The organism is Meiothermus taiwanensis WR-220, assembly GCF_003568585.1.
Taxonomy (GTDB): domain Bacteria; phylum Deinococcota; class Deinococci; order Deinococcales; family Thermaceae; genus Meiothermus; species Meiothermus taiwanensis.
Map to the genome: position 1 here is coordinate 214,705 of NZ_CP021131.1, position 21,005 is coordinate 235,709.

A 21,005-nucleotide genomic window follows, 5' to 3' on the forward strand; every position below is an offset into this window, starting at 1 on the left:
TTTACTGCCCTTGCAAGAAGGAGCGCTTGTTGATGATGCCCTGGCCCTTCTGGAACTTCCATCCGTCATAGGCCTCGGGCCGGTAGGCGTAGACCCCGTCGGCATACCACAAGGTGATAAAGGGTAGATCGCGCGCGATGATGGTCTGAACCTGTGTCGCGAGCTGCTTGCGCTGGTCGAAGTCCACGGTGGTGACCATGCGCTCCGTGAGGCTGTCCACCGTAGGGTTCTTGTAACCGCCGATGTTGAGCGTCCCGGCAGCAGGGTTGGAGTTAAACAGCCCGCGCAGGTTGAGCTGCGAGGTCACCGGGGCGGACCATCCCCACATGGCCAACTCGAAGTTGCGGCCTTTGGCCACGTCGAAGTCCGGCCAAACTGCCTGTTGCACCGTGGTGGGGTCGAGCGAGCGTACGTTGAAGACGATGCCTGCGGGCCGAACCTGCTGGGCGATCAGCTCCGCGGCACGGATGCGCAAAGGGTTGTTGGACTGCACCAGAAGCGTGAACTCCAGCCGCTTGCCGTCCTTGCCCACGCGTACACCCCCCGCGCCGGCCCGGTAGCCCAGCGAGTCCAGCACCTTCCCGGCCTCGGCTACGCTCAGGCGCTTGTACTCACGGGTGGCCGCACTGTAGAAGGGCGACTGCGGGTGCACGAAGCCGGCGTTGCCGGGAGTGCCGTAGCCGAGCAGCAACGTCTCGACCAAGCCCTTGGTGTCGATCAAGCCGGCCACCGCCTGGCGGAAGCGGACTTCGTTGAACGGCGGGATCGTGGTGTTGAACTGCAGCAGGGTGCTGGCATACCCTGGCCCCCGCACCACCTTGAGCCGTGGGTTATTGGAGAACTGGCCGATCAGTTCGGGCAACACCTCGCGGCTGGTCGCGCTGATCTGCCCGGCCTGTAGGGCCTGGAAGGTCGAGGTGGCGTCTTTGATGATGCTCAACACCACCTCGTCCGCACCGGGTTTGCCGCCAAAGTAGCTGGGATTCTCCACCAGCCGGTACGACTGGTCCGGGCGGTGCTCCACCAGCTTGAAGGGGCCGCTGCCCGTGGCGTTCTTGAAAGCCCTGGGGTCGGTGACGTTCTGCCAGAGGTGCTGGGGCAGGATGGGCACGTCGGCCAGCGTGACCTGCTGGAAGTTGGCCTCGGGCCGGGGAAGGGTGATGACTACTGTGCGTTCATCCGGCGTGCGGATGTCGGAGATGCCGCGCACCGCGGTAGCGAAACGTCCGATCAGGGGGTACTTCTTGTAGTACTCGTAGGAGAACTTCACGTCGGCGCTGGTCAGGGGTTTGCCGTCATGCCACACAGCGCCCTCGCGGAGCTTGATGGTCCACTGCCGGCCCCCGTTCGTGCTGGTGACGCTCTCCGCCAGCCAAGGGCGGGGCACGTCGCCTAGGTCGTTGAGCATCAGGGTGTCGAACACCAGGGACAGCATGTTGTAACCGGGGTAGCCGGTCACGTACGTGTAGGGAGTTAGCTCTCCCTCATCCTGGGGTATGGCGAGAATGATGCGCTGGCCAGTGTGACCGGCCAGTGCGGCACCTGTCAGCAGCGCGAAGGACACAGCCAGGACTAACGACAGCACGTTGAATCGCTTCATTTCCCCTCCCGTACACAGCCGCAATCCCCACCCTCAGAATAAGCCGAGCGTTGAGCGAAGTGGGCGAGGTTGCGTGGTGTTAATGGGAGAACGATGGCATTGAATTGTTAAGCTAATGTAAAGCCGCCCACGGAGGAGTCAGGAAACCGCTTCCCGGCGAGGGCAGGACGCGCATCAGGGCGGTGAGCCGGGCATTGCCCCGCCGTTAGGTGACCCCACGCTCCGCAGACCCGGCCCCGCTCCTACCCGCCACACCGGCGGGTCTTTCGGGCGACGGTGGTTCGCCAAAACCACCGTCGCCGCCGGCCTACAGCTCGAGCGGTTTATATATTTGTCTATCCGGATAAAAGGATATAATCAACGGCATGGAGCGCCACGGCGTTTCGTACCCACCCCCCCAGCAAGACTTCGAGCGAGTCCTGAGGACATTCCAGGCCCTGGCTGAGACCGCCCGCCTGCGCATCGCCCTGGGCATGATCGAGGGGGAGCAGAGCGTGGGTTGCCTGGTCGAGCGCCTCGACCTGCCCCAGAGCACCGTCTCGAGGCACCTCGCGGCGCTACGGGCGGCTGAGGTGGCGACGGCCCGCCGCGAGGGGACCAAGGTGTTCTACCGCCTCAAGAGCCACATCGCCGACCTGCTGACCCAGGCCTTCGCCCACGCCGAGCACCAGCGGCTGGGGCTTCCCGAACACGGGGCTTCGCGGTGAAGGTCCTCCTCCCCTTCCGGAGTCTGCGCAACCCGCTTTTCGCCCGGCTCTACGCCGCGCAGACTACCAGCCTGTTGGGCGACGCCTTTACCTGGGTGGGTCTGGCTCTGCTGGCCTTTGAGGTGGGTGGGGCACGGTCGGCGGCGATTCTGGCCGGGGCGCTCACGCTGCGGGTTACGGCCTTCGTGGCTCTCTCGCCGCTGGCGGGAGCCTTGGCCGACCGGATGGACCGCAAGACCCTGATGGTCGCTGCCGACCTGGGGCGAATGGTGGTCATCGGGCTGATGCCCCTGGTAAGTGAGGTCTGGCAGGTCTACGTGCTGATGTTTGCCCTTAACGCGCTCACCGCCTTTTTCACCCCCGCGTATCAGGCAGCCCTGCCTCAGGTGACGCGGCAGAAGGACTACGCTCAGGCCATCGCGCTTTCTGGAGCGACCTACGAGGTGCTGGGGGTGCTCGGCCCCGGGGTGGCGGGTGCGATCGCCGGGCTGATCGGGGCACGGAACATTTTCTTCTTGGACGCGGGGACCTTTTTGATCTCGGCCCTGCTCATCTTGACCCTGCCGGTGAGGCTGCGGGTGGATCGGTCGTCGGACACGGCACAGGCCACCACGTTACGCGACGTTCAGGACGGAACACTGCGGTTATGGCAGGACGCCCCGATGCGCTACGCGCTGCTGCTGGAGTTGGTCGCGGCGGTATCGGGTGCGCTGATTTTGGTGGGCACGGTAGGGCTGGTGCGGGGGCAGCTCGAGCTGGGCGACCTCGAGTACGGCTGGGGGATGGCGGCCTTCGGGGTCGGGGCCACGCTGGCGGCCCTGGCGGTGGGCGCCCTGGAGGGGCGCCTGCCCCGCACCACCTTCGTGCTGCTGGGGGCGCTGGTCTCCACACTGGCGGTGCTGCCCGCCAATTTCGTTCCGTTCATCCCTTTGCTGCTCCTGTGGATCCTTGCCGGGGCGGGCCAGAACTGGGTTAACCTGCCTACTCAAACACTCATCGCCGACCGCACCCCTGAAGCGTTCCAGGGGCGGGTCTACGGGGCACACTTCGCCTGGAGCCACCTGTGGTGGGCGTTGACTTACCCCCTGGCCGGCTGGCTGGGGAGCCGCTTCGCCGAGCAGTCCTTCTTATACGGCGGTTTCGTGGCCGTAGTTCTGCTCGCCGGAGTGATGCTCCAGCCCAGGCTCAGGAACCGGGCGACGCCGGGGTGAGTCGGCAAAACGTCCCCGCCCGGCTCTGCCCCTCTAGGGCAGTCGCCGCCGCAAGGGCGAGCCCTCGGGGCGACCGAGCGCCCCGAACGGGAGCGGGGCGGGAGGCCGGTGATGGGATTAAATCCCTTCGGCGGCCAGGAGGGTTGACCCGTTGGGCCTATGGGCTCTTGGCCAGTTTGCCCAATACCCGCCTCGAGAAACGGTCGGTGGCTCCCTCCCAGTTGCCTTCGAGGGCCTCCAGGGCTTTGCGGCTTTTGCCCGTGCGGAGCGACTCCACGATGACTTGATGTTCTTTTACGGACTCCATCGCGTCCTTGGAGTCGAAGTGGGCCAGCTCGAAGCGGCGTAATTTAACCTTCAAATCCGCCAAGAGCTGTGCCAACTCGCGGTTGCCCGAGCGCTCGATCCAGACCTGGTGGAAGGCGTTGTCCGCCGCCAGCGCCGCCTTGGCGTCGTGGCGTTCGATGGCCTGAGCCAGACGGGCGTTGGCCGCTTCCAGGGTCAGGAAATCGGCCTCGGTCAGCTTGAACTGAGCCAGCTCCAGGGCGTAGACCTCCAGGCGCTGCACGATGCCGTACAACTCATCGGCCTGCTCGGGGTCGAGCCGCGCTACCCGGGTCCACTTGTGCGAGGCGGTCTCGATCAGGCCCTCGTCCTCGAGCCGGCGTAGCGCCTCGCGAACCGGGGTACGGCTGACCTCGAGCGCTTCCGCCAGTTCGACATCCTTGATGACCTCACCCGGCCTGAGTGTGCCGTCGATGATCCAATCCCGCAGCTGTTTGTACACCTGTTCCCGGGCCAGCTCCCGCTTGACCTTACGAACCTGTGATGGCAGTGGCACACGTGAAGTATACCTCAACCCTTGACTTGTAGTATCAAATATGCAATATATTACTGTGTCGCCAGCCCAAGCCCAACCCCCTGCTGCTCACAGGGTTCGGCTACCCAAGTTAAGGGTTCGGCCACCGGAGTTAAGCGTGTTTGACCTCGACAAAGCCCGCAGGGAGACTCCTGGGGTGAACCATGTGGTTCACCTCAACAACGCCGGGGCGGCGCTGATGCCCCAAGCTGTGTTGGATGCAGTCAAGGCCCACCTGGAATTGGAAGCGCACACCGGCGGTTACGAGGCGGCCCGTGCGCGGGAGGGGGAGTTGAGCGCAGTGTATACCTCGCTGGCGCGGCTGCTGGGCTGCCATCCCGATGAAGTGGCGGTGGTGGAAAACGCCACCCGGGCTTGGGACATGGCCTTTTACAGCATCCCCTTCCGGGCGGGAGACGTGATCCTCACCAGCCAGGCCGAGTACGCCAGCAACTACATCGCCTACCTCCAGGTATCCCGGCGCACCGGGGCGGTGGTCGAGGTCATCCCTGACGATGAGCACGGTCAGGTAGACGTCGAGGCCCTTTCAAGGATGCTCAAGAAGCGGGTCAAGCTGGTCTCGATCACCCACATCCCGACCAACGGGGGGCTGGTCAATCCCGCAGCCGAGATCGGAAGGCTCACCCGAGCGCACGGGGTGCTGTACCTGCTGGATGCCTGCCAGTCGGTGGGGCAGATGCCCGTAGACGTACAAGAAATCGGCTGTGACCTGCTTTCAGCGACCAGCCGCAAGTACCTGCGGGGCCCGCGTGGGGTGGGCTTCCTCTATGCTCGCAGGGAGGTGTTGCAGCGGCTCGAGCCACCCTTCCTCGACCTCCATGCCGCGACCTGGGTAGCACCCGACCGCTACGAGATCGAGCCCGGCGCCAGGCGCTTCGAGAACTGGGAGTGCAACGTCGCGGGCAAGCTGGGCCTTGGAGCCGCGGTCGATTACGCGCTGGCCTGGGGGCTGGAGAACACGTGGCCCAGGGTGCGGGCCCTGGCCGAGCAAGTGCGCAGGGGCCTGGGCGAGGTTCCCGGGTGCGAGGTGCTCGACCTGGGTCGCGAACGGTGTGGCATCATCTCGTTCACCCTCGAGGGCTACGCCCCCGACCAGATACGCGACTGCCTGCGGCGGCAAGGCATCAACGTCAATGTCTCCCGCGCCCCTTCCACATTCTTGGACATGACCCGGCGGGGCATCAAGGAATTGGTGCGGGCGAGTGTCCATTACTACAACAGCGAGACCGAACTTGAGCGGTTTCTGGTCGCGCTCGGGCGACTCGAGCAGGAAGTGCGGGCTTAGGCGGGCTTAAGGAGGTAGGCATGCGGAGCAATTTCCCGAACAGCGGTTGGCTCACGGTCGCGGTGCTTGGGCTGTTGGCGGTAGGGGGTATCGGCCTGTGGCAAAGAGGTGGTGCCCAAGCCGGCGATCTGCTGTCGCGGGTCAGGGCCGCCGGGGTGCTGCGGGTGGCCAACACCCAGGCCAGCCCGCCCTGGAGCATGATCGACGACAAAAAGCAGCTCGTGGGCTTTGACGTTGACGTGGCTTATGAATTGGCCAAGCGCCTGGGCATTCCCAAGGTGGAATTCGTCGCCGGGCGTTTCGCCGACTTCATCGCGGGCATCGAAGCGAACAAGTACGACATCGTAATCTCAGGACAGACCGTCACCGAAGAACGCAAGAAGGTGGTGGATTTCTCCATCCCCTATCAGGCCATCAGCGTGTCGGTGTTCACCCGTCCGAGCCGGGTGGGCCAGTTCAAGAGCTTGGAGGACCTGAGCGGTAAGCGGGTGGCGGTGACTTCGGGCTCAACCCAGGAGAAGTTCGTCCGCGAGAAGGTCCCCGGGGCCATCCCTAAGACCTACGAAAACGGCACCCTGGCGCTCATGGACGTGGCCTTCGGCCGTGCCGACGCGGGGCTTTTCAACCGCTTCGTGGGCGCTTATCTCGCCCAGAAAAACGGGCTGCTGGTGGCCCCCGCCTTCGACCTGGGGGTGGAGCTCAACGCCATGAGCTTCCGCAAGGGTGAGGCCGCGTTCAAGGCGGCGGTGGATAAGGCGCTGGCCGACATGATTGCCGACGGCACGCTCACCGCCATCTCCAAGAAGTGGCTCGGCGGGCAAGACATGGCGGCGGCGCTGGCGAAGTATGCCAAATAAGCAGCAGGGGAGGCTGGTAGATGCTCGAGCTACTCCAACAGGCCGCACCCTTCTTGCTCCAAGCTCTGTGGACAACCATCTGGCTGGGTGTGGTTTCGTTCGTCCTCAGCCTGGCGGTGGGGCTGGTGGTGGCGGTGGCTCGGATGTACGGCCCCTGGCCGCTGCGGGCCCCAGCCGTCGCGTTCGTTTCACTCGTCCGTGGCACCCCTTTACTCACCCAAATCCTGCTGGTCTATTACGGCCTGCCACAACTGGGATTCACCATTGAAGCCATCCCGGCGGTCGTTTTGACCTTGGCCCTGCACGCCGGAGCCTACACCAGTGAGGACATGCGCGGCGGCATCCAGTCGGTGGACAAGGGGCAGTGGGAGGCAGGCTATTCCAGTGGCATGACCTTCGCCCAGGTGATGCGGCGGATCATCCTGCCGCAGGCGATACGTGTGATCACGCCCTCGCTGGGCAACCGCTTCATCACCATGATGAAGGACACCTCGCTGGCCTCGGTGGTAACGGTGGTGGAGCTGACGCGGGTGGCCGAGCAGATCGGTTCGGCTACTTTCCGCTACATGCAGATGTTCGTGATCGTGGCCCTCATCTACTGGGTCGTCAACTCGCTCTTGTCGCTGGGCCAGGCCAAACTCGAGGAGCGGATGCGGAGGGCCTACCAATGAACCACCAGGAAATGCACGTGCACGGAGTGCCGCACGCTCACGGTGGGGTCTGCCAGATTCGTGCCGAAAACATCCACAAGCGCTTCGGTTCGCTCGAGGTGCTCAAGGGGGTCTCGCTTACGGTCCACAAGGGCGAGGTGGTGGTGATCATGGGGCCTTCGGGTTCAGGAAAGACCACCTTCATCCGCTGTCTGAACTTCCTTGAGGAGCCCGATCAAGGCCGGGTGGTCGTTTGTAACGTGGAGGTGGACTGTGGGGTGAGGGCTGCTAGCCGTGAGCGCAGCGGCAAGATCCGCCAACTGCGCACCCGGGCGGCGATGGTCTTCCAATCCTTCAACCTCTTCCCCCACATGACCGCGCTAGGCAACGTGATCGAAGGACCGATCCAGGTGCTGGGTATGAAGCGCGAGGAAGCCGTAAAGTTGGGCGAACAGCTCTTGGCCAAGGTGGGGCTGGCTGAAAAACGTGACGAGTACCCGTCGAGGCTTTCTGGGGGACAAAAGCAAAGGGTGGCCATCGCCCGCGCCCTGGCCATGAACCCCGAGGTGGTGTTGTTCGACGAGCCCACCAGTGCCCTGGACCCGGAGTTGCACGAGGAGGTCCTGCAAACGATGCGGCAGCTCGCCAGGGACGGGATGACCATGATCGTCGTCACCCACGAGGTCAAGTTCGCCCACGACGTGGCCGATCGGGTAGTGTTCATGGCGGACGGGACGGTGGTCGAGGAGGGGGTGCCCCAGGAAATCCTGGTCAATCCCAAGCACCCGCGCACGCGAGCCTTCCTCCGTTTGGTCGAGCACTGAGCGGAGGCGGTATGGCTCGGCCGGTTGGTGGTCGATGGCGGTCGAGAATCGCCGCCTTCCGTTCGCAAGCCTCCTGGGCAGTGCCTCGTGGGTTCGGGGCCGGGGAAACGGCTGCGGCTCTCGAGCATGGTCCCAGAGGCGCACTGTGCGTAGCGTACCGTCATGGTGTCCTGTCCCTCGCCCCCCGTTTTGCTAGCGGTTGACGGCTTTTTCGGCTTCTCCCTCCTACCTTCCGCGTCAGGCCCATCAGGTACATTTGGTACATTTATGCCCTGGCTTTTGCCCAAGCCCATCCCTGAAAGCTCCGACCGGCTCCTCCAGCGCTGGCTGGGCGGGCTGGCCGAGCGGCTGTCGGACCCCTCCACCGACCGCTACGCCCTGGTGCGGGACGAGCTCGCGCGCATCCTGCACGCGCGGCCCTACGACGAGCTGGCCGAGGCGGCGCCCATGGCGGCCTTCGCCCTCGACGCGCGCAACGCCACCTTCGAGGCCGAGCACTACGTCGCCACCGACCCCGAGAGGTTCGACCGGGTCAAGCCGCTGCTGTGGCTGTGGAAGGCCCTCGACCTCACGCCGCTGGGGCAGTCGGTGCACTCGGGCGTGGCCATCCGCCGGGCGCTGGCCCCCTTCATCTTCAGGCGCGTGGGGCGCAACCCCAAGTTCTTCCAGAACGTGGAGTTCAGCGTGGGGTACAACCTCGAGCTCGGCGACGACGTGGTGGTGCACCGCTACGCCCTCCTCGACGACATCGGCGGGCTGGTGATCGGCGACCGCTCGTCCGTCTCCGACTACGTCAACCTCTACAGCCACACCCACCACGTGCTGGCCTCGCCCGACGTGACCCTCAGGCAGACCCTCATCGGCTCGGGGGTGCGCATCACCTACCACGCCACCGTGCTGGCCGGGGTGTGCGTCGGCGACGACGCGCTCATCGGCACCGGGGCCGTGGTCACCAAGGACGTCCCGCCCCACGCCGTCGCGCTGGGCGTCCCGGCCAGGCCGGTGCGCTACAAGGTGCGCCACGACTGCCCCTACTGCCGCCGCGGCGAGCCCCACCCCTCGCAGTGCCAGGACCGCCTCCCCGACCGCAAGCCCAACCCCGACTACCCCGACTTCCTCAAGCCCGGCTTCGGGACGCGGGAGGCGTGAGAGCCGCCCGCGGGGGCGGCCAGCCCTCAGCCCTCAGCCGTCAGCGGGAGGCTAATCGCTAGTGGCCTGTGGGGAACCTCTCCTGGTGGACGGTGGCGAACTGACTGGGTCTGGTACTCCTCACGAGAGGAGTGGGGGTCCGGGGGCTTCCCAGCGGGCCCCCGGCTGCCGCATGCCGGCATAGTTTGACCCTCGGCACTTCAGGGACAATCTTCCCTTATCCCACCCCATCTGGGGTGGGATACTCGAGGCTATAGGGTGCGCCCTGGCCCTGGGACCACCGAGCCAACCGGCAAACCCGAGGAGGGTGTTTGACGTGCAAGGCAGAGCCAACATCCGAACCGTTGCCTGGGTTGTCACCCTGCTTCTGGGCGTAATTCTCTACCTGCTGTACCCGGCGTTGCTGCCCTACCTGCTGGCGGGCGCCATGGTGCTGATGCACCTGGGGGGTCACGGAGGGCACGGCCACGGCACGTGTCAGCCCGACACGGACCCCGACCGAACGGATCAGCCGAAAGAGCGCAGGCCTCACCAACACTGAAGACGAGCCCGGCGCCGGCGGGCGCCGGCGGAGCCCGACATGAACACGTTCAACCGCAACCTCGACCACCTTCCCTTAGGCGTGCGCAGCCGACTTGAAACCCTGTTGAGCCGGACGGGGGGCCGCCTTGCCGTGTTGCCCATCGACCAGGGTCTGGAGCACGGCCCTATCGACTTCCTCGACTCCCCCGAGGCCGCCGACCCCGAGCACCAGTTCCGCCTGGCGGCCGAGGCCGGCTTTTCCGGCATCGCCGCGCACCTGGGCTTGGCCGAGAAGTACCTGCCCGATCATGCCGGCCAGGTTCCGTTAATCCTCAAGCTCAACGGCAAGACCGGCATTCCTCCGGACGAGGAGGCCTTCAGCCCCCTCACCGCCGGCGTGGAGGACGCCCTCCGGCTGAACGCACAGGCGGTCGGTTATACCCTCTACGTCGGCTCACCCGCCCAGGACCGCGACATCGCTCAATTTCAGCGGGTACGGGCGGAGGCCGGGCGCTACGGCCTTCCCGTCATCGTCTGGGCCTACCCGCGGGGCCGCTGGGTTGACCAGAAGGGGGGTAAGGATTCGCCCTACGCCGTCGAATACGCCGTGCGGGTCGCCCTTGAGCTCGGGGCGGACGTGGTCAAGGTCAACATCCCGCGCTACGACCCCGCCCGTAAGGAGCAATACCCCGGTGAATACAAGAACCTGGAGCTTTCGCCTCACCAGGCCCTGCGGCGGGTGGTGGATCTGGCGGGGCGAGCGCTGGTGATCGTCTCGGGCGGGGCACGCCTGTCAGAGGACGCCGCCGTTGCCCAGGCCCGGCTCGCCCTCGAGGCCGGGGCGGCGGGGTTGATCTTCGGGCGCAACATCTGGCAGCGCCCCTTCCCCCGGGCCCTGGAGCTTTCCCGGCGGCTGCTGGATCTGGTCAGAGGCCGGAACTGAGGTGGGAGATGTACCTGTGGCACCTCACCCCCGACGCCCCCCGTACCCCTGTGAGGGTAAGCCCCGGTGAGGCGGTACGCCTGGTGATCGGAAGCTGGCCCATCGAGCCGGGGCAGCGGGTTTGGCTCGAGCTCCAGGGCCCGGCCGGCGAACCCACGCGGCTCGAGGCCCGCTGGGCACACAACCAGGGTGAAAACAGCTACTGGCAGGTCGAGCTGGGGCCATTCACCCGGGGTGAGCGGGTGCGCTACAGGATCCTCGGCGCATCCCCCGCGGGTGAGGTCTCGGGGCCGGAAGGGGGCTTCACCGCCGGGCCCAAGCTCTACCTGGCCCTGCTGTGGCACCAGCACCAGCCGCTGTACAAGGACAGTGCCCGCCCGGGGGCAGCGGGCAGCCACCGCCAGCCCTGGGTACGGCTCCACGCCCTGCGCGACTACTACGCGATGGCGGCCCTGGTGGCCCAGCATCCTGGGGTGCACCTCAGCGTCAACCTGACCCCGGTGCTGTTGTGGCAGCTCGAGGACTACCTGGAGCGAGGGGCCACCGACCGGGCCCTCGAGCTCTCCTTAAAGCCCGCCGAGACCCTGAGCGTGGCCGAGCAGGAGTTCGTGCTCTCCTACTTCTTCGAGGCCGACTGGCACCACCAGATCTACCCCCACCCGCGCTACCGCGAGCTCTTCAGCCGGCGGGCGGAGGGGAAGCCCTTCAGCGCTCAGGATCTGCGCGACCTGCAGATGTGGTTCAACCTGAGCTGGTTCGGCCTGGAGTTCCGCGAGGGCGAGGTGGCGCTCCCCACCGGCGAGACGGCCTCGGTGCGGCGCTTCGTGGAGCAGGGGCGGGGCTTTAGCCAGGCCGACCTCGAGGCCCTGCTGGCCGAACAGTACAAGGTGATGCGGGCGGTGATCCCGCTGCACCGGCAGCTTCAGGAGCGGGGCCAGGTCGAGGTCTCCACCACGCCCTTTTACCACCCCATCCTGCCCCTGCTGCTGGACAGCGACGGCGCCACCCTCGACCGCCCCGGCGCCGCCCTCCCGGCCCGCTTCGCCCGCCCCGAGGATGCCGCAGCCCAGGTCGAGCGGGCGGTGGAGTACTACACCCGCCACTTCGGACGGCCTCCCCGGGGGATGTGGCCCGCCGAGGGGGCGGTGAGCCAGGGGGTGGTTCCCCTCTTCGCCCGGCAGGGGGTGCGCTGGATCGCCAGCGACCAGGGGGTGCTGGCCCGCAGCGGACGATACGGGTACGACACCGGCGACCCCGACGTGCTGGCCCAGCCCTACCGCGCCGAGCAGGACGGGCAGAGCCTGAGCATCTTCTTCCGGGACACCGCCCTTTCCGACGACATCGGCTTCCGCTTCCAGGGCTGCAAGGACTTCACCGCGGTGGCGAGGGCCTTCCTGGACGAGGTCAAACAGCGCTTCGCCCGCCGTTTCCAGGGCGACGGAGACCGGGTCCTGAGCGTCATCCTGGACGGGGAGAACGCCTGGGGGGCCTACTGCGAGGACGCGCGGCCTTTCCTGCACGCGCTGTACGGCCTGCTCGAGCAAGACCGCGAGGTCGAGACCGTGACCTACAGCGAGTACCTCGAGGGCAACCCCGCGCGGGGGATCGCGCCCCACCCGGCAGAAGGTCAGGGCAAGGTCTACGACCTCTTCACCGGGTCCTGGATCGACGAGAACGGCTCCGCGCCGGGGGTGGACCTGGGCACCTGGGTAGGGGAGGCCGAGGAGAACCGGGCCTGGGGGCTCTTGAAGGAGGCCCGGGAAGCCCTCGAGGATGCGGGAGCCATCCCCGAGTCCCACCCCGCGGCCTTCACGGCCCTCTACGCCGCCGAGGGCTCGGACTGGTTCTGGTGGTTCGGCCAGGACCAGGACTCCGGCGGCGATGCCGAGTTCGACGAGCTGTTCCGCACCCACCTGCGGAACGTCTACCGGGGTCTGGGCCGGGAGCTGCCCGAGGGGCTCTCGAGGCGCATCGTCTCCAGGGCCGAGACCTGGAGCTTCGCCCGGCCCGTTTCGCAGGTCCAGGCCGGGGACCGGCTCGCCGTGCAGACCAACTGCCCCGGCCGGCTCACCTGGTGGCGCGAGGGCCAGCAGGCCCAGAGCGCCGAACTCTCCCCGGTGGGCGGGGTGATGGCCGGGCTGCGGCGCTACCGGCTCACCCTGGGGCCGCTGGAGCGGGGGAGGCTTCTCTTCCGCTTTGGCTGCACCCACCCCGACTGCGACCGCAAGGACCTCTGCTGCCAGGGGGAATTGCAGGCCGTGGAGGTCGTGTAGGAGGCCGGTGTGAAGCCCATCCGAACCTTCAACGTGGTCCCGTCGCTGCCAGGGCCCCTCGAGGGCCTCAGGCGGCTGGCCTATAACCTGCGCTGGAGCTGGAACCATGACACCATCGAGCTTTTTCGCCGCCTGGACCGCGAGCTGTGGGAGGAGGTCGGCCACAACCCGGTGCTGCTGCTGGGGCGCATCGACCAGGCCCGCCTGGAGGCGGCGGCTGCCGACGCGGGCTTCCTGGCCCACCTGGAGCGCGCGTTAGCCGACCTGGAACGCTACCTCTCCGGCGAGCTGACCTGGTTCACTCGAGCGGGCGGTCGCCGGCAGGGGACGCTGGTGGCTTACTTCTCCGCCGAGTTCGGCCTGACCGAGAGCATTTCGGTTTTCGCCGGAGGACTGGGGATCCTGGCCGGGGATCACCTCAAGTCCGCGAGCGACCTGGGGGTGCCGCTGGTGGGGGTGGGCCTCCTGTACCAGCAGGGCTATTTCCGCCAGTACCTCAACGAGGCGGGCTGGCAGCAGGAACGCTACGAGGACAACGACTTCCACACCCTGCCGCTGACTCTGGAGCGGGGCCCCGACGGAAAGCCCCTCGCCGTCGAGGTGGCCTACCCCGGCAGGGCGGTACGGGCCCAGGTCTGGCGGGTCCAGATAGGCCGGGTGCCCCTGTACCTCCTCGACGCCAACCTGGAGGTCAACCGCCCCGAGGACCGCGACCTCACCGACCAGCTTTACGGCGGCGACCCGGAGATGCGCCTCAAGCAGGAGATCCTGCTGGGCGTCGGCGGCTACCGGGCGCTGGAGGCCCTGGGCCTCAACCCCAACCCCCCGGTCTACCACCTGAACGAGGGCCACGCGGCCTTCGTGGCGCTCGAGCGCATCCGCCGCCTGATGCGAAGCGAGGACCTCTCCTTCGCCGAGGCCCGCGAGGCCGCCTCGGCGGGGCTGGTCTTCACCACCCACACCCCGGTGCCCGCCGGGCACGACCACTTCCCGCCCGAGCTCCTGGGGCGCTACCTGGGGGAGTATGCCCGCGAGCTGGGCCTGAGCCTGGAGGGTCTTCTGGCTCTGGGGCGCAAGAACCCCGCCGATGGCCGCGAGACCTTCGGCATGACCACCCTGGCCCTGAAGCTGGCCGCACACTCTAACGGGGTGAGCCGGCTCCACGGCCAGGTCACCCGCAGGACGTGGCGGGAGCTGTGGCCCGGCGTGCCCGAGGAGGAGATCCCCATCGGCCACGTGACCAACGGGGTGCACTTCCAATCCTGGATCTCCCTGGAGATGAACCAGCTCTACGAGCGCTACCTGGGGCCCTCCTGGCGCGAGGAGCCCGCCGACCGAGCCCTCTGGCAGGGGGTGTACTCCATCCCCGACGAGGAACTCTGGCGCACCCACGAGCGCCGCCGCGAGCGGCTGGTGGCCTTCACCCGCCGCCGCCTGCAAGGGCAGCTCTCCCGGCGGGGGGCCAGCGAGGCCGAGCTCGAGGCGGCCCGAGGCGTGCTCGACCCGGAGGCCCTGACCATCGGTTTCGCCCGGCGCTTCACCGGCTACAAGCGGGCCACGCTGATCCTCTCCGACCCCCAGCGCCTTGCACGCCTCCTCAACGACCCGGCCCACCCGGTGCAGCTCATCTTCGCCGGCAAGGCCCATCCGCGTGACGAGGAGGGCAAGCGGCTCGTCCAGCGGGTGGCCGAGCTGGCCCGCCAGCCCGCCTTCGCCAGGCGGCTGGTGTTCCTCGAGGACTACGACATGGCCGTGGCCCGGGCCCTGGTGCAGGGAGCCGACGTGTGGCTCAACACCCCCCGCCGCCCCCTGGAGGCCTCGGGCACCTCGGGCATGAAGGCCATGGCCAACGGGGCGCTCAACCTGAGCACCCTGGACGGCTGGTGGGACGAGGCCTGGCAGGGCGCCGACCCCGACGAGCCCATCGGCTGGGCCATCGGGCGCGGCGAAGACTACCCCGACCCCGCCCTGCAGGACCGCCTCGAGGCCGAAGCCCTCTATGGCCTGCTGGAACAGGACGTGGTGCCCGCGTTCTACGAACGCCCGGGCGGCTTGCCCCGGCGCTGGCTGGCTCGCATGAAGGCCTCGATCGCCACCCTGGCCCCCCGCTACAACACCCACCGCGTGGTGCGCGAGTACACCCAGCGCTGCTACCTCGTGGGGGCGGAGCGCTTCCGCGCGTTGGCGGAGACGGGCTGGGGCCGGGCCAGGGCCCTGGCGGCCTGGAAGGAGCGCCTCCAGGCGGCCTGGCCCCAGGTGCGCGTCGAGGCGGTAAAGGCCGACCTCGAGGGAGACCTGCGGGTGGGTCAGGCCCTGGACGTGTGGGCCTGGGTGAGCCTGGGCCCGCTCACCCCTGAGGAAGTGCGGGTCGAGGTGTACCTGGGCCGCTTGGACCCGGGCGGCGAGCTGGCGCAGGCCGGAGCCACCGCCATGCGGCCGGTGGAGGCGAAGGGGCCCGGCCGCCACCTCTTCCAGGCCGAAGCCGTGCCCTGCCAGATGAGCGGGCTGCACGGCCTTACCGTGCGCGTGCTACCCCAGCACCCCGATCTGCCGGTCCCTTTCCTGCCCGGCCTGATCGCCTGGGCTGGCCCGGAGTCGGTGGCCCAGCAGACGAGCGGGTAGGGCCGTGAACCCTAAGCGAACCCTGGGCTGGAGGCGGCTTGGAGGCGGCTATGTCGAACCGGAACATCCTGGTCTTAGGCGGGCTCCTGGTGATCGCTGGGGGCGTGCTGTGGTGGGGGATGAGCCGTACCCAAGCTCCCGGACCAGCTCGATTGCTTCCAGAACCCGTCTCCGCAGCACAGGCCCTGTTGCAGGACGAGCAAAACACTGCCGAGGTGGTGCGCCGGTTTGGCGAGGGGGTGGTCTACGTCCCGGTCGGCCTGGAGTTTACCGTCACCGAGGGCATCGTCTCGCCGGTACGGCGGAATCATGGCGCGGTGGGGGTGAACTGGCCCTCAGGGTGACGCCCCAGGTGATCCGATAAGGAGGCTTATGGAAAAGCCAGGCTAGCACACTTACAGCGCGGCGATCCTTCGGCCAAAGAGGCACAAACCTCGCAAAGGAGAACTCCATGGAAAAAGTCACCGATCCTGTGTGCGGGATGCAGATCGACCCCGAAAAAGCCGCTGGTCGATCGGAGTACCAGGGCCAGACCTACTACTTCTGTAGCGAAGGCTGCAAGAAAAGCTTTGATGCCGACCCCAAGAAGTACGTCAAGCCCGGCGATAGCCACCACGGCCACCCCTAGCCCGCGAGAGCCACTCCCGTGACCCACATCCGCCCGGCCCCCGTATCCCCTCCAGCACTGCGTGTATTGGTCATAGGGGGGATTTTGCTGGCGACGGCGTTTTGCTTCGTGCTGATCAAGGCTGGCCTGGCCTATGCCCCGCCCTTCTTGTTCGCGGCCTTGCGCCTGGGGTTGGCTGGCCTGGCACTGGTGATGCTGCTGCCGCTCCTGGGCCAGCCCCTGCTGCCCGCGCGACGGGATTGGGCATGGCTGTTGTTGCTGGCCCTGGCTTCGGCGGCTTTCGCTTACGGGGCGATGTTCTCCAGCCCGGGTCTAGCAGGGGCTGGCCTGGCGGCGGTGCTGGGCAACGTCCAGCCGCTGATCGTGGCTGGGCTGGCCAGTTTCCTGCTCAAGGAGCGTTTCACCCCGGCCAAGAGGTGGGCCCTGGTCCTGGGGTTTGTGGGGGTCAGCGGAATGGCCCTGCCCGCCCTCGCTGCGCCCGGCGGCCTGGGGCTGCCCGGGGCAGGGTTGGCCCTGGCTTCCTCGCTGGGCTTCGCGGTGGGCAGCGTGGTGATCAAACGCCTCGAGCCCCCCCACCTCTTCACCCTCATCGCCTGGCAACTTCTGCTGGGCAGCCTGCCGCTGTTTGCGGGCTGGCTGCTGTGGGAGGGTGGGGCAGCCCCGCGCTCGAGCCTGGAGTTTGTCGGGCTGTTGCTGGTGCTGGCCCTGGCGGGCACGGCTTTTGTCACCGCGGGGTGGTACTGGTTGCTGCAGGGCAGCGACCTCGGGCGGCTCTCGCAGGTGTTTTTCCTGGTGCCCGCCGTGGGCTTGGGTTTGGCCGTCGTGTTGTACGGCGAGCGGGTGACCCTGGTGCAGGGGTTGGGGCTGGTCTTGATCGCGGGCGGGCTGAGGGTGCAGGCCCTCGAGCCCCGCCCGATGGACCGAATTCCGAGAGGAGACCCATGAAGCGAATCGCGGTGCTCACCAGCGGGGGTGACGCCCCCGGCATGAACGCGGCCATCCGGGCGGTGGTGCGCGGCGGCCTGGAGCAGGGCTGGGAGGTCTTCGGAGTGCGCCAGGGCTACGCGGGCCTGATGGGTGGTGATTTTGTCTCGCTCTCGGCCCGTGACGTGGGCGGCATCATCCAGCAGGGTGGCACCGTGCTGGGCAGCGCTCGGGCTCCCGAGTTCAAGACCGAGGAGGGGCGCAAACAGGCCCTCGCCAACCTCGAGGCTCGAGGCGTCGAAGCCCTGGTGGTGATCGGCGGGGGTGGCTCCCAGAGCGGGGCCTACGCGCTCTCGAGGATGGGCTTCCCGGTGGTAGGGGTGGCCTCCACCATCGACAACGATCTCTACGGCTCGGAGACCACCATCGGGGTGGATACCGCCCTCAACATCGCCCTCGAGGCCATTGACCGCCTCAAGGTCACCGCCTCGAGCCATCACCGGGCCTTCCTGGTCGAGGTGATGGGCCGCGACTGCGGCTATCTGGCCCTGATGGCGGGCATCGCCGGCGGGGCCGAGGTGATCGTGCTCCCCGAGGTGGAGAGTGACCCTGAGGAGGTCATCGAGACTCTCAAGGCAGCCTACCGCCGGGGCAAGGCCCACGCGATCGCGGTGGTGGCCGAGGGAGCCACCAACAACGCCAATGAGTTGATGCTCTACGCCCAGGAGAATCAAAAGCGCATCGGCTTCGACCTGCGGGTCACCATCCTGGGTCACGTCCAGCGGGGCGGGATGCCCGGGGCCTTCGACCGCCTCCTGGCGACCCGTTTGGGAGTGGGGGCGGTAGAACGGCTGGCGGGCGGTGAACATGGCGTGCTGATGGGCCTCATCCGGGGCGAGATCCTCGCCACGCCCCTGGACGAGGCGGCGGGGCGGAAGAAGCCCCTGGATTTGGGTTTGCTCGAGATGGCCCGGGTGCTGGCCAAGTAAATCAGGAGGTAACTATGGCGCGGGAGAAAGTGCGGGTAGCGGTAAACGGGTACGGGGTGATCGGAAAGCGGGTAGCCGGTGCGGTGCTGGCCCAGCCGGACATGGAGCTGGCGGGGGTGGCCGATGTGGTCTCGGACTACCGCATCAAGGCTGTGGCGGAGGACATCGCGGTCTACGCCTCGCTCCCCGAAAAGCTTCCCGAGATGCGGGCCGCCGGGGTTCCGGTCAAGGGCAACCTGCACGAACTGCTGGAAACGGTAGACGTGGTGGTGGACTGTACGCCCGCAGGGATCGGCGCCAAGAACCTCGAGCGCTACCGCGAGCACGGGGTCAGGGCCATCTTCCAGGGCGGGGAGAAGCACGCCCTGACCGGCCACTCCTTCGTAGCCAGCGAGAACTACGCCAGCGCCCTGGGGCGGGACAGCACCCGGGTGGTCTCCTGCAACACCACCGCCACGGTGCGAACCCTGACCGCGCTGAGGAACGCGGGGCTCCTGAAGAAGGCACGCGGGGTGCTGATCCGCCGGGCCACCGACCCCTGGGAGTCCGACCACTCCGGCGTCATGAACACCGTGGTGCCCGAGGGCAGGATTCCCAGCCATCAGGGCCCCGACGCCCAGACCGTGGCCCCGGATTTGGACGTGGTCACCATCGCCGCCAAGGCCGCCCACACCCAAAGCCACAGCCACTACTGGATCGTCGAGCTGACCCGCCCCGCCAGTGGGGAGGAGGTGCTCGAAGCCTTCCGGGCCAACTCGCGCATCGCCTTCATCCGCATGTCGGACGGCATCGTGGCCCTCAACAGCACCATAGAGCTGATGAAGGACCTGGGCCGGCCACGGGGCGACATGTACGAGGTGGCGATCTGGGCCGACGTGCTCAAGGCCGAGGGGAACGAGCTCTTCTACACCTACCAGGTGGACAACCAGGCGGTGGTGATCCCCGAGACCATCGACGCCATCCGGGCCCTCAGCGGCCTCGAGCCCGACCCCCTGGCCTCGATCCGGCGCACCGACGAGGCCCTGGGCGTGCGCCAGGAATTCCTGCAGGGGCCGGGGGCGGCATGAGCCCACAAACCCCCGCCCACGAACAGGTTCGGGCCGTCACCTTGGCCTTCCCGGAGAGGCTGCTCCCCCAAGGGCGCGACTTCGCCGTGCGGCGGTGGGACGGTGCGGTGTTGCCCGCCACCCGGGAGCCGGCCCGGGCCACCCCGGTGCTGCCCTCGAGCGAAGGTCTGGGGCGGATGCTGCACCCTCCACCGGACGTGTTCCTGGGCGAGGCTTTCTTGCAGATGACCTGTACAACGCGGTCCTGGTACAGCCCCTTAAGGTGCTGGCGGGCCTGCTCTTTGGTGGCGAACGCGGCCTGCTTGCGGGATATTGGGGTCTGGGACGGCTGATGGCGAGTCTGGGGGATCTGTTGGTCAAGGTGGAAAGCGGCTACGTTCGCCTCTACGCGTTTGGCTTGGGGTTGGGGGGGGTTTTGTTATTGCTGTGGGGGGTACTACGCTAGGGGATGGCTCATGCAACAGTCTCGTACTCACCTTCCCTTCGCCCTGGTGCTTTCCGGTGGCGGAGCAAGGGGGCTGGCTCATGCTGGGGTGATCCACGCCCTCGAGCACTATGGCTACTACCCCAGCGCCATCGTGGGGGTCTCGATGGGGGCCATCGTCGGGGTTACCTATGGCCTCAACCCGGACTGGTACGGGGCGCTGTTGCACATGGACACCACCGACTTCCCCGAACCACCTGCTCCACGGAGTGCCGCCTTGCGCGAACGGCTACGCCTACTACCCACCTATTTCCAGGCTGCCTGGAGCTTGCTGGTGGGCTGGGGCATGGGGCAGAGGGCCTTGCCCTATGGTCGGGCGCTGCTGCGGCAACTCACCCTGGGACGCGAACTCGAGGAGTCCCGTATCCCGGTAGCCGCCGTCGCCAGCGACCTGATCACGGCGGAGCGGGTAGTGCTGCGCGAGGGCCTGGCGGCCGATGCCCTCTATGCCAGTGCCGCCCTGGCCGGAATCCTGCCGCCCCTGGAGCGGGATGGGAAACTCCTGGCCGATGGAGCCTATGCCGATATCGCCCCCATTGACGTGGCTCGTGAGTTGATGCGGGGTTCAGGGTCTTTGCTGGTCATCGCGGTCAATCCCCACGGGTCCCGAAGCGGGCGGTCCCCGCGCAATGGCCTACAAACCCTGATGCGGGCGCTGGAGGTCTGTCACCACCAGCACGCGCATGTGCGTTTTGCCGAGGCCGACCTGGTGCTGGAACCCCGTTTTCCCTTCCCGATCGATACCCTTGACTTCACTCACAAGGCGGTCTGCGTCGCAGCAGGTATCCGGGCGGTGCGAACGGCGCTGCCCCGCCTGCACGAGCTGCTCGGAGCCGATGCCGTGTCGACCTGATCTCACGATCCTCTCCCGTGTCGCTCTCCTGCACCGCTGCCGCCAGATCGCTGCCGCGCTGGCCCGCCACGGACTGGGCTATCTGGCGATGGAACTGGGTCTGGGGCACTATCTGCCCTTCAATCGAGGCCTTTTCGGCCATCGCAGGAGGCTCGAGTCTTACACCCGCGCCGACCGCCTGCGCATGGCGTCGGAAGACCTCGGCCCCACCCCCGTCAAACTGGGGCAGGTGCTCTCCACCCGGCCCGATCTAGTGCCCCCGGACTGGTCGGAGGAACTGGCCAAGTTGCAGGAGCGGGTGCCGCCCGTACCCTGGCCGCGGGTCTGGCTCAGGCTCGGGCGCGAGCTGGGCCGCCCCCCTGAGGAGGTCTTCGCCCACCTCGAGCTCGAACCACTGGCCGCAGCCTCCGTCGGGCAGGTGCACTGGGGCGTGCACCGGGGTTCGAAAAGATGGCCTCTCGGGTTTTGGTGCAAAAGGACGGTCGTCTTTCTGAGTCCCGTATAAGTTTCTCCAAGGCTCGCGCGAATCTATCCATG

20 protein-coding genes are annotated in these 21,005 nt (G+C 67.4%); 18 read left to right on the forward strand and 2 right to left on the reverse strand.

Going from position 1 to position 21,005, the window contains the following annotated elements; translation table 11 throughout:
- Position 1: 1 nt before the first annotated feature.
- Positions 2 to 1,600, reverse strand: coding sequence for an ABC transporter substrate-binding protein (locus tag MTAI_RS14785; RefSeq protein ID WP_081698415.1), 1,599 nt, complete (start codon positions 1,598 to 1,600; stop codon positions 2 to 4).
- A 365-nt stretch (positions 1,601 to 1,965) separates the two neighbouring features.
- On the opposite strand from MTAI_RS14785, the gene MTAI_RS14790 reads away from it, so the two are divergent.
- Positions 1,966 to 2,307, forward strand: a complete 342-nt coding sequence (locus tag MTAI_RS14790) for an ArsR/SmtB family transcription factor (protein WP_027888524.1) — start codon at positions 1,966 to 1,968, stop codon at positions 2,305 to 2,307.
- Positions 2,304 to 3,518, forward strand: a complete 1,215-nt coding sequence (locus MTAI_RS14795) for an MFS transporter (protein ID WP_043983040.1) — start codon at positions 2,304 to 2,306, stop codon at positions 3,516 to 3,518. The genes MTAI_RS14790 and MTAI_RS14795 overlap by 4 nt, the downstream gene beginning before the upstream one ends.
- A 157-nt stretch (positions 3,519 to 3,675) precedes the next feature.
- Here the strand turns inward: MTAI_RS14795 and MTAI_RS14800 are convergent, their stop codons facing one another.
- Positions 3,676 to 4,359: a GntR family transcriptional regulator gene (locus tag MTAI_RS14800; RefSeq protein ID WP_051349844.1), complete on the reverse strand. Its 684-nt coding sequence runs from the start codon at positions 4,357 to 4,359 to the stop codon at positions 3,676 to 3,678.
- 175 nt (positions 4,360 to 4,534) lie between these two features.
- On the opposite strand from MTAI_RS14800, the gene MTAI_RS14805 reads away from it, so the two are divergent.
- The 16 genes from MTAI_RS14805 to MTAI_RS14880 all read left to right on the forward strand — a co-directional run bounded on the left by MTAI_RS14805 (position 4,535) and on the right by MTAI_RS14880 (position 20,973).
- Complete coding sequence (locus MTAI_RS14805) at positions 4,535 to 5,683, forward strand: aminotransferase class V-fold PLP-dependent enzyme (protein WP_198525959.1); 1,149 nt, start codon at positions 4,535 to 4,537, stop codon at positions 5,681 to 5,683.
- 20 nt (positions 5,684 to 5,703) lie between these two features.
- Entirely contained in the window at positions 5,704 to 6,540 is an 837-nt protein-coding gene (locus MTAI_RS14810; RefSeq protein ID WP_027888525.1) for a transporter substrate-binding domain-containing protein, read from the forward strand.
- 20 nt (positions 6,541 to 6,560) lie between these two features.
- A complete protein-coding gene (locus MTAI_RS14815; protein WP_027888526.1) occupies positions 6,561 to 7,211 on the forward strand; it encodes an amino acid ABC transporter permease in 651 nt (216 codons plus the stop codon).
- Positions 7,208 to 8,014 carry an amino acid ABC transporter ATP-binding protein gene (locus tag MTAI_RS14820; RefSeq protein ID WP_275052626.1) on the forward strand — a complete coding sequence of 269 codons (807 nt, stop codon included), beginning with the start codon at positions 7,208 to 7,210 and terminating at the stop codon, positions 8,012 to 8,014. Before MTAI_RS14815 ends, MTAI_RS14820 begins: the two co-directional genes overlap by 4 nt.
- A gap of 267 nt (positions 8,015 to 8,281) precedes the next feature.
- Complete coding sequence (locus MTAI_RS14825; RefSeq protein WP_027888527.1) at positions 8,282 to 9,163, forward strand: acyltransferase; 882 nt, start codon at positions 8,282 to 8,284, stop codon at positions 9,161 to 9,163.
- A gap of 580 nt (positions 9,164 to 9,743) precedes the next feature.
- Positions 9,744 to 10,628: a class I fructose-bisphosphate aldolase gene (locus tag MTAI_RS14830; RefSeq protein WP_027888529.1), complete on the forward strand. Its 885-nt coding sequence runs from the start codon at positions 9,744 to 9,746 to the stop codon at positions 10,626 to 10,628.
- An 8-nt stretch (positions 10,629 to 10,636) separates the two neighbouring features.
- The gene (locus MTAI_RS14835; protein ID WP_187388630.1) at positions 10,637 to 12,901 is read left to right on the forward strand and encodes a glycoside hydrolase family 57 protein; all 2,265 of its coding nucleotides are present in this window, start codon (positions 10,637 to 10,639) and stop codon (positions 12,899 to 12,901) included.
- Between the two features lie 9 nt (positions 12,902 to 12,910).
- The gene (gene glgP, locus MTAI_RS14840; RefSeq protein ID WP_036197322.1) at positions 12,911 to 15,523 is read left to right on the forward strand and encodes an alpha-glucan family phosphorylase; all 2,613 of its coding nucleotides are present in this window, start codon (positions 12,911 to 12,913) and stop codon (positions 15,521 to 15,523) included.
- Positions 15,524 to 15,573: 50 nt separating this feature from the next.
- Positions 15,574 to 15,867: a hypothetical protein gene (locus MTAI_RS14845; protein WP_027893328.1), complete on the forward strand. Its 294-nt coding sequence runs from the start codon at positions 15,574 to 15,576 to the stop codon at positions 15,865 to 15,867.
- Positions 15,868 to 15,974: 107 nt separating this feature from the next.
- Complete coding sequence (locus MTAI_RS14850; protein ID WP_081698418.1) at positions 15,975 to 16,151, forward strand: YHS domain-containing protein; 177 nt, start codon at positions 15,975 to 15,977, stop codon at positions 16,149 to 16,151.
- 84 nt (positions 16,152 to 16,235) lie between these two features.
- Positions 16,236 to 17,096, forward strand: coding sequence for a DMT family transporter (locus MTAI_RS14855; protein ID WP_162147922.1), 861 nt, complete (start codon positions 16,236 to 16,238; stop codon positions 17,094 to 17,096).
- On the forward strand, positions 17,093 to 18,064 hold the full coding sequence (pfkA, locus tag MTAI_RS14860; protein ID WP_027888531.1) for a 6-phosphofructokinase: 972 nt from the start codon (positions 17,093 to 17,095) through the stop codon (positions 18,062 to 18,064). Before MTAI_RS14855 ends, pfkA begins: the two co-directional genes overlap by 4 nt.
- A gap of 14 nt (positions 18,065 to 18,078) precedes the next feature.
- Positions 18,079 to 19,131: a type II glyceraldehyde-3-phosphate dehydrogenase gene (locus MTAI_RS14865; RefSeq protein ID WP_027888532.1), complete on the forward strand. Its 1,053-nt coding sequence runs from the start codon at positions 18,079 to 18,081 to the stop codon at positions 19,129 to 19,131.
- Positions 19,128 to 19,463, forward strand: a complete 336-nt coding sequence (locus MTAI_RS14870) for a hypothetical protein (protein ID WP_027888533.1) — start codon at positions 19,128 to 19,130, stop codon at positions 19,461 to 19,463. The genes MTAI_RS14865 and MTAI_RS14870 overlap by 4 nt, the downstream gene beginning before the upstream one ends.
- 123 nt (positions 19,464 to 19,586) lie before the next feature.
- Entirely contained in the window at positions 19,587 to 20,468 is an 882-nt protein-coding gene (locus MTAI_RS14875) for a patatin-like phospholipase family protein (protein ID WP_081698420.1), read from the forward strand.
- Positions 20,452 to 20,973 carry an AarF/UbiB family protein gene (locus tag MTAI_RS14880; RefSeq protein WP_027888535.1) on the forward strand — a complete coding sequence of 174 codons (522 nt, stop codon included), beginning with the start codon at positions 20,452 to 20,454 and terminating at the stop codon, positions 20,971 to 20,973. Before MTAI_RS14875 ends, MTAI_RS14880 begins: the two co-directional genes overlap by 17 nt.
- The last annotated feature ends 32 nt before the right edge of the window (positions 20,974 to 21,005 follow it).

Bases quoted from the DNA above. Each gene is read 5' to 3' on its own strand.
- MTAI_RS14785 (WP_081698415.1), bottom strand. From the start codon at position 1,600: ATGAAGCGATTCAACGTGCTGTCGTTAGTCCTGGCTGTGTCCTTCGCG.
- MTAI_RS14790 (WP_027888524.1), top strand. From the start codon at position 1,966: ATGGAGCGCCACGGCGTTTCGTACCCACCCCCCCAGCAAGACTTCGAG.
- MTAI_RS14810 (WP_027888525.1), top strand. From the start codon at position 5,704: ATGCGGAGCAATTTCCCGAACAGCGGTTGGCTCACGGTCGCGGTGCTT.
- MTAI_RS14815 (WP_027888526.1), top strand. From the start codon at position 6,561: ATGCTCGAGCTACTCCAACAGGCCGCACCCTTCTTGCTCCAAGCTCTG.
- MTAI_RS14820 (WP_275052626.1), top strand. From the start codon at position 7,208: ATGAACCACCAGGAAATGCACGTGCACGGAGTGCCGCACGCTCACGGT.
- MTAI_RS14825 (WP_027888527.1), top strand. From the start codon at position 8,282: ATGCCCTGGCTTTTGCCCAAGCCCATCCCTGAAAGCTCCGACCGGCTC.
- MTAI_RS14830 (WP_027888529.1), top strand. From the start codon at position 9,744: ATGAACACGTTCAACCGCAACCTCGACCACCTTCCCTTAGGCGTGCGC.
- MTAI_RS14835 (WP_187388630.1), top strand. From the start codon at position 10,637: ATGTACCTGTGGCACCTCACCCCCGACGCCCCCCGTACCCCTGTGAGG.
- MTAI_RS14845 (WP_027893328.1), top strand. From the start codon at position 15,574: ATGTCGAACCGGAACATCCTGGTCTTAGGCGGGCTCCTGGTGATCGCT.
- MTAI_RS14850 (WP_081698418.1), top strand. From the start codon at position 15,975: ATGGAAAAAGTCACCGATCCTGTGTGCGGGATGCAGATCGACCCCGAA.
- pfkA (WP_027888531.1), top strand. From the start codon at position 17,093: ATGAAGCGAATCGCGGTGCTCACCAGCGGGGGTGACGCCCCCGGCATG.
- MTAI_RS14865 (WP_027888532.1), top strand. From the start codon at position 18,079: ATGGCGCGGGAGAAAGTGCGGGTAGCGGTAAACGGGTACGGGGTGATC.
- MTAI_RS14870 (WP_027888533.1), top strand. From the start codon at position 19,128: ATGAGCCCACAAACCCCCGCCCACGAACAGGTTCGGGCCGTCACCTTG.
- MTAI_RS14875 (WP_081698420.1), top strand. From the start codon at position 19,587: ATGCAACAGTCTCGTACTCACCTTCCCTTCGCCCTGGTGCTTTCCGGT.
- MTAI_RS14880 (WP_027888535.1), top strand. From the start codon at position 20,452: ATGCCGTGTCGACCTGATCTCACGATCCTCTCCCGTGTCGCTCTCCTG.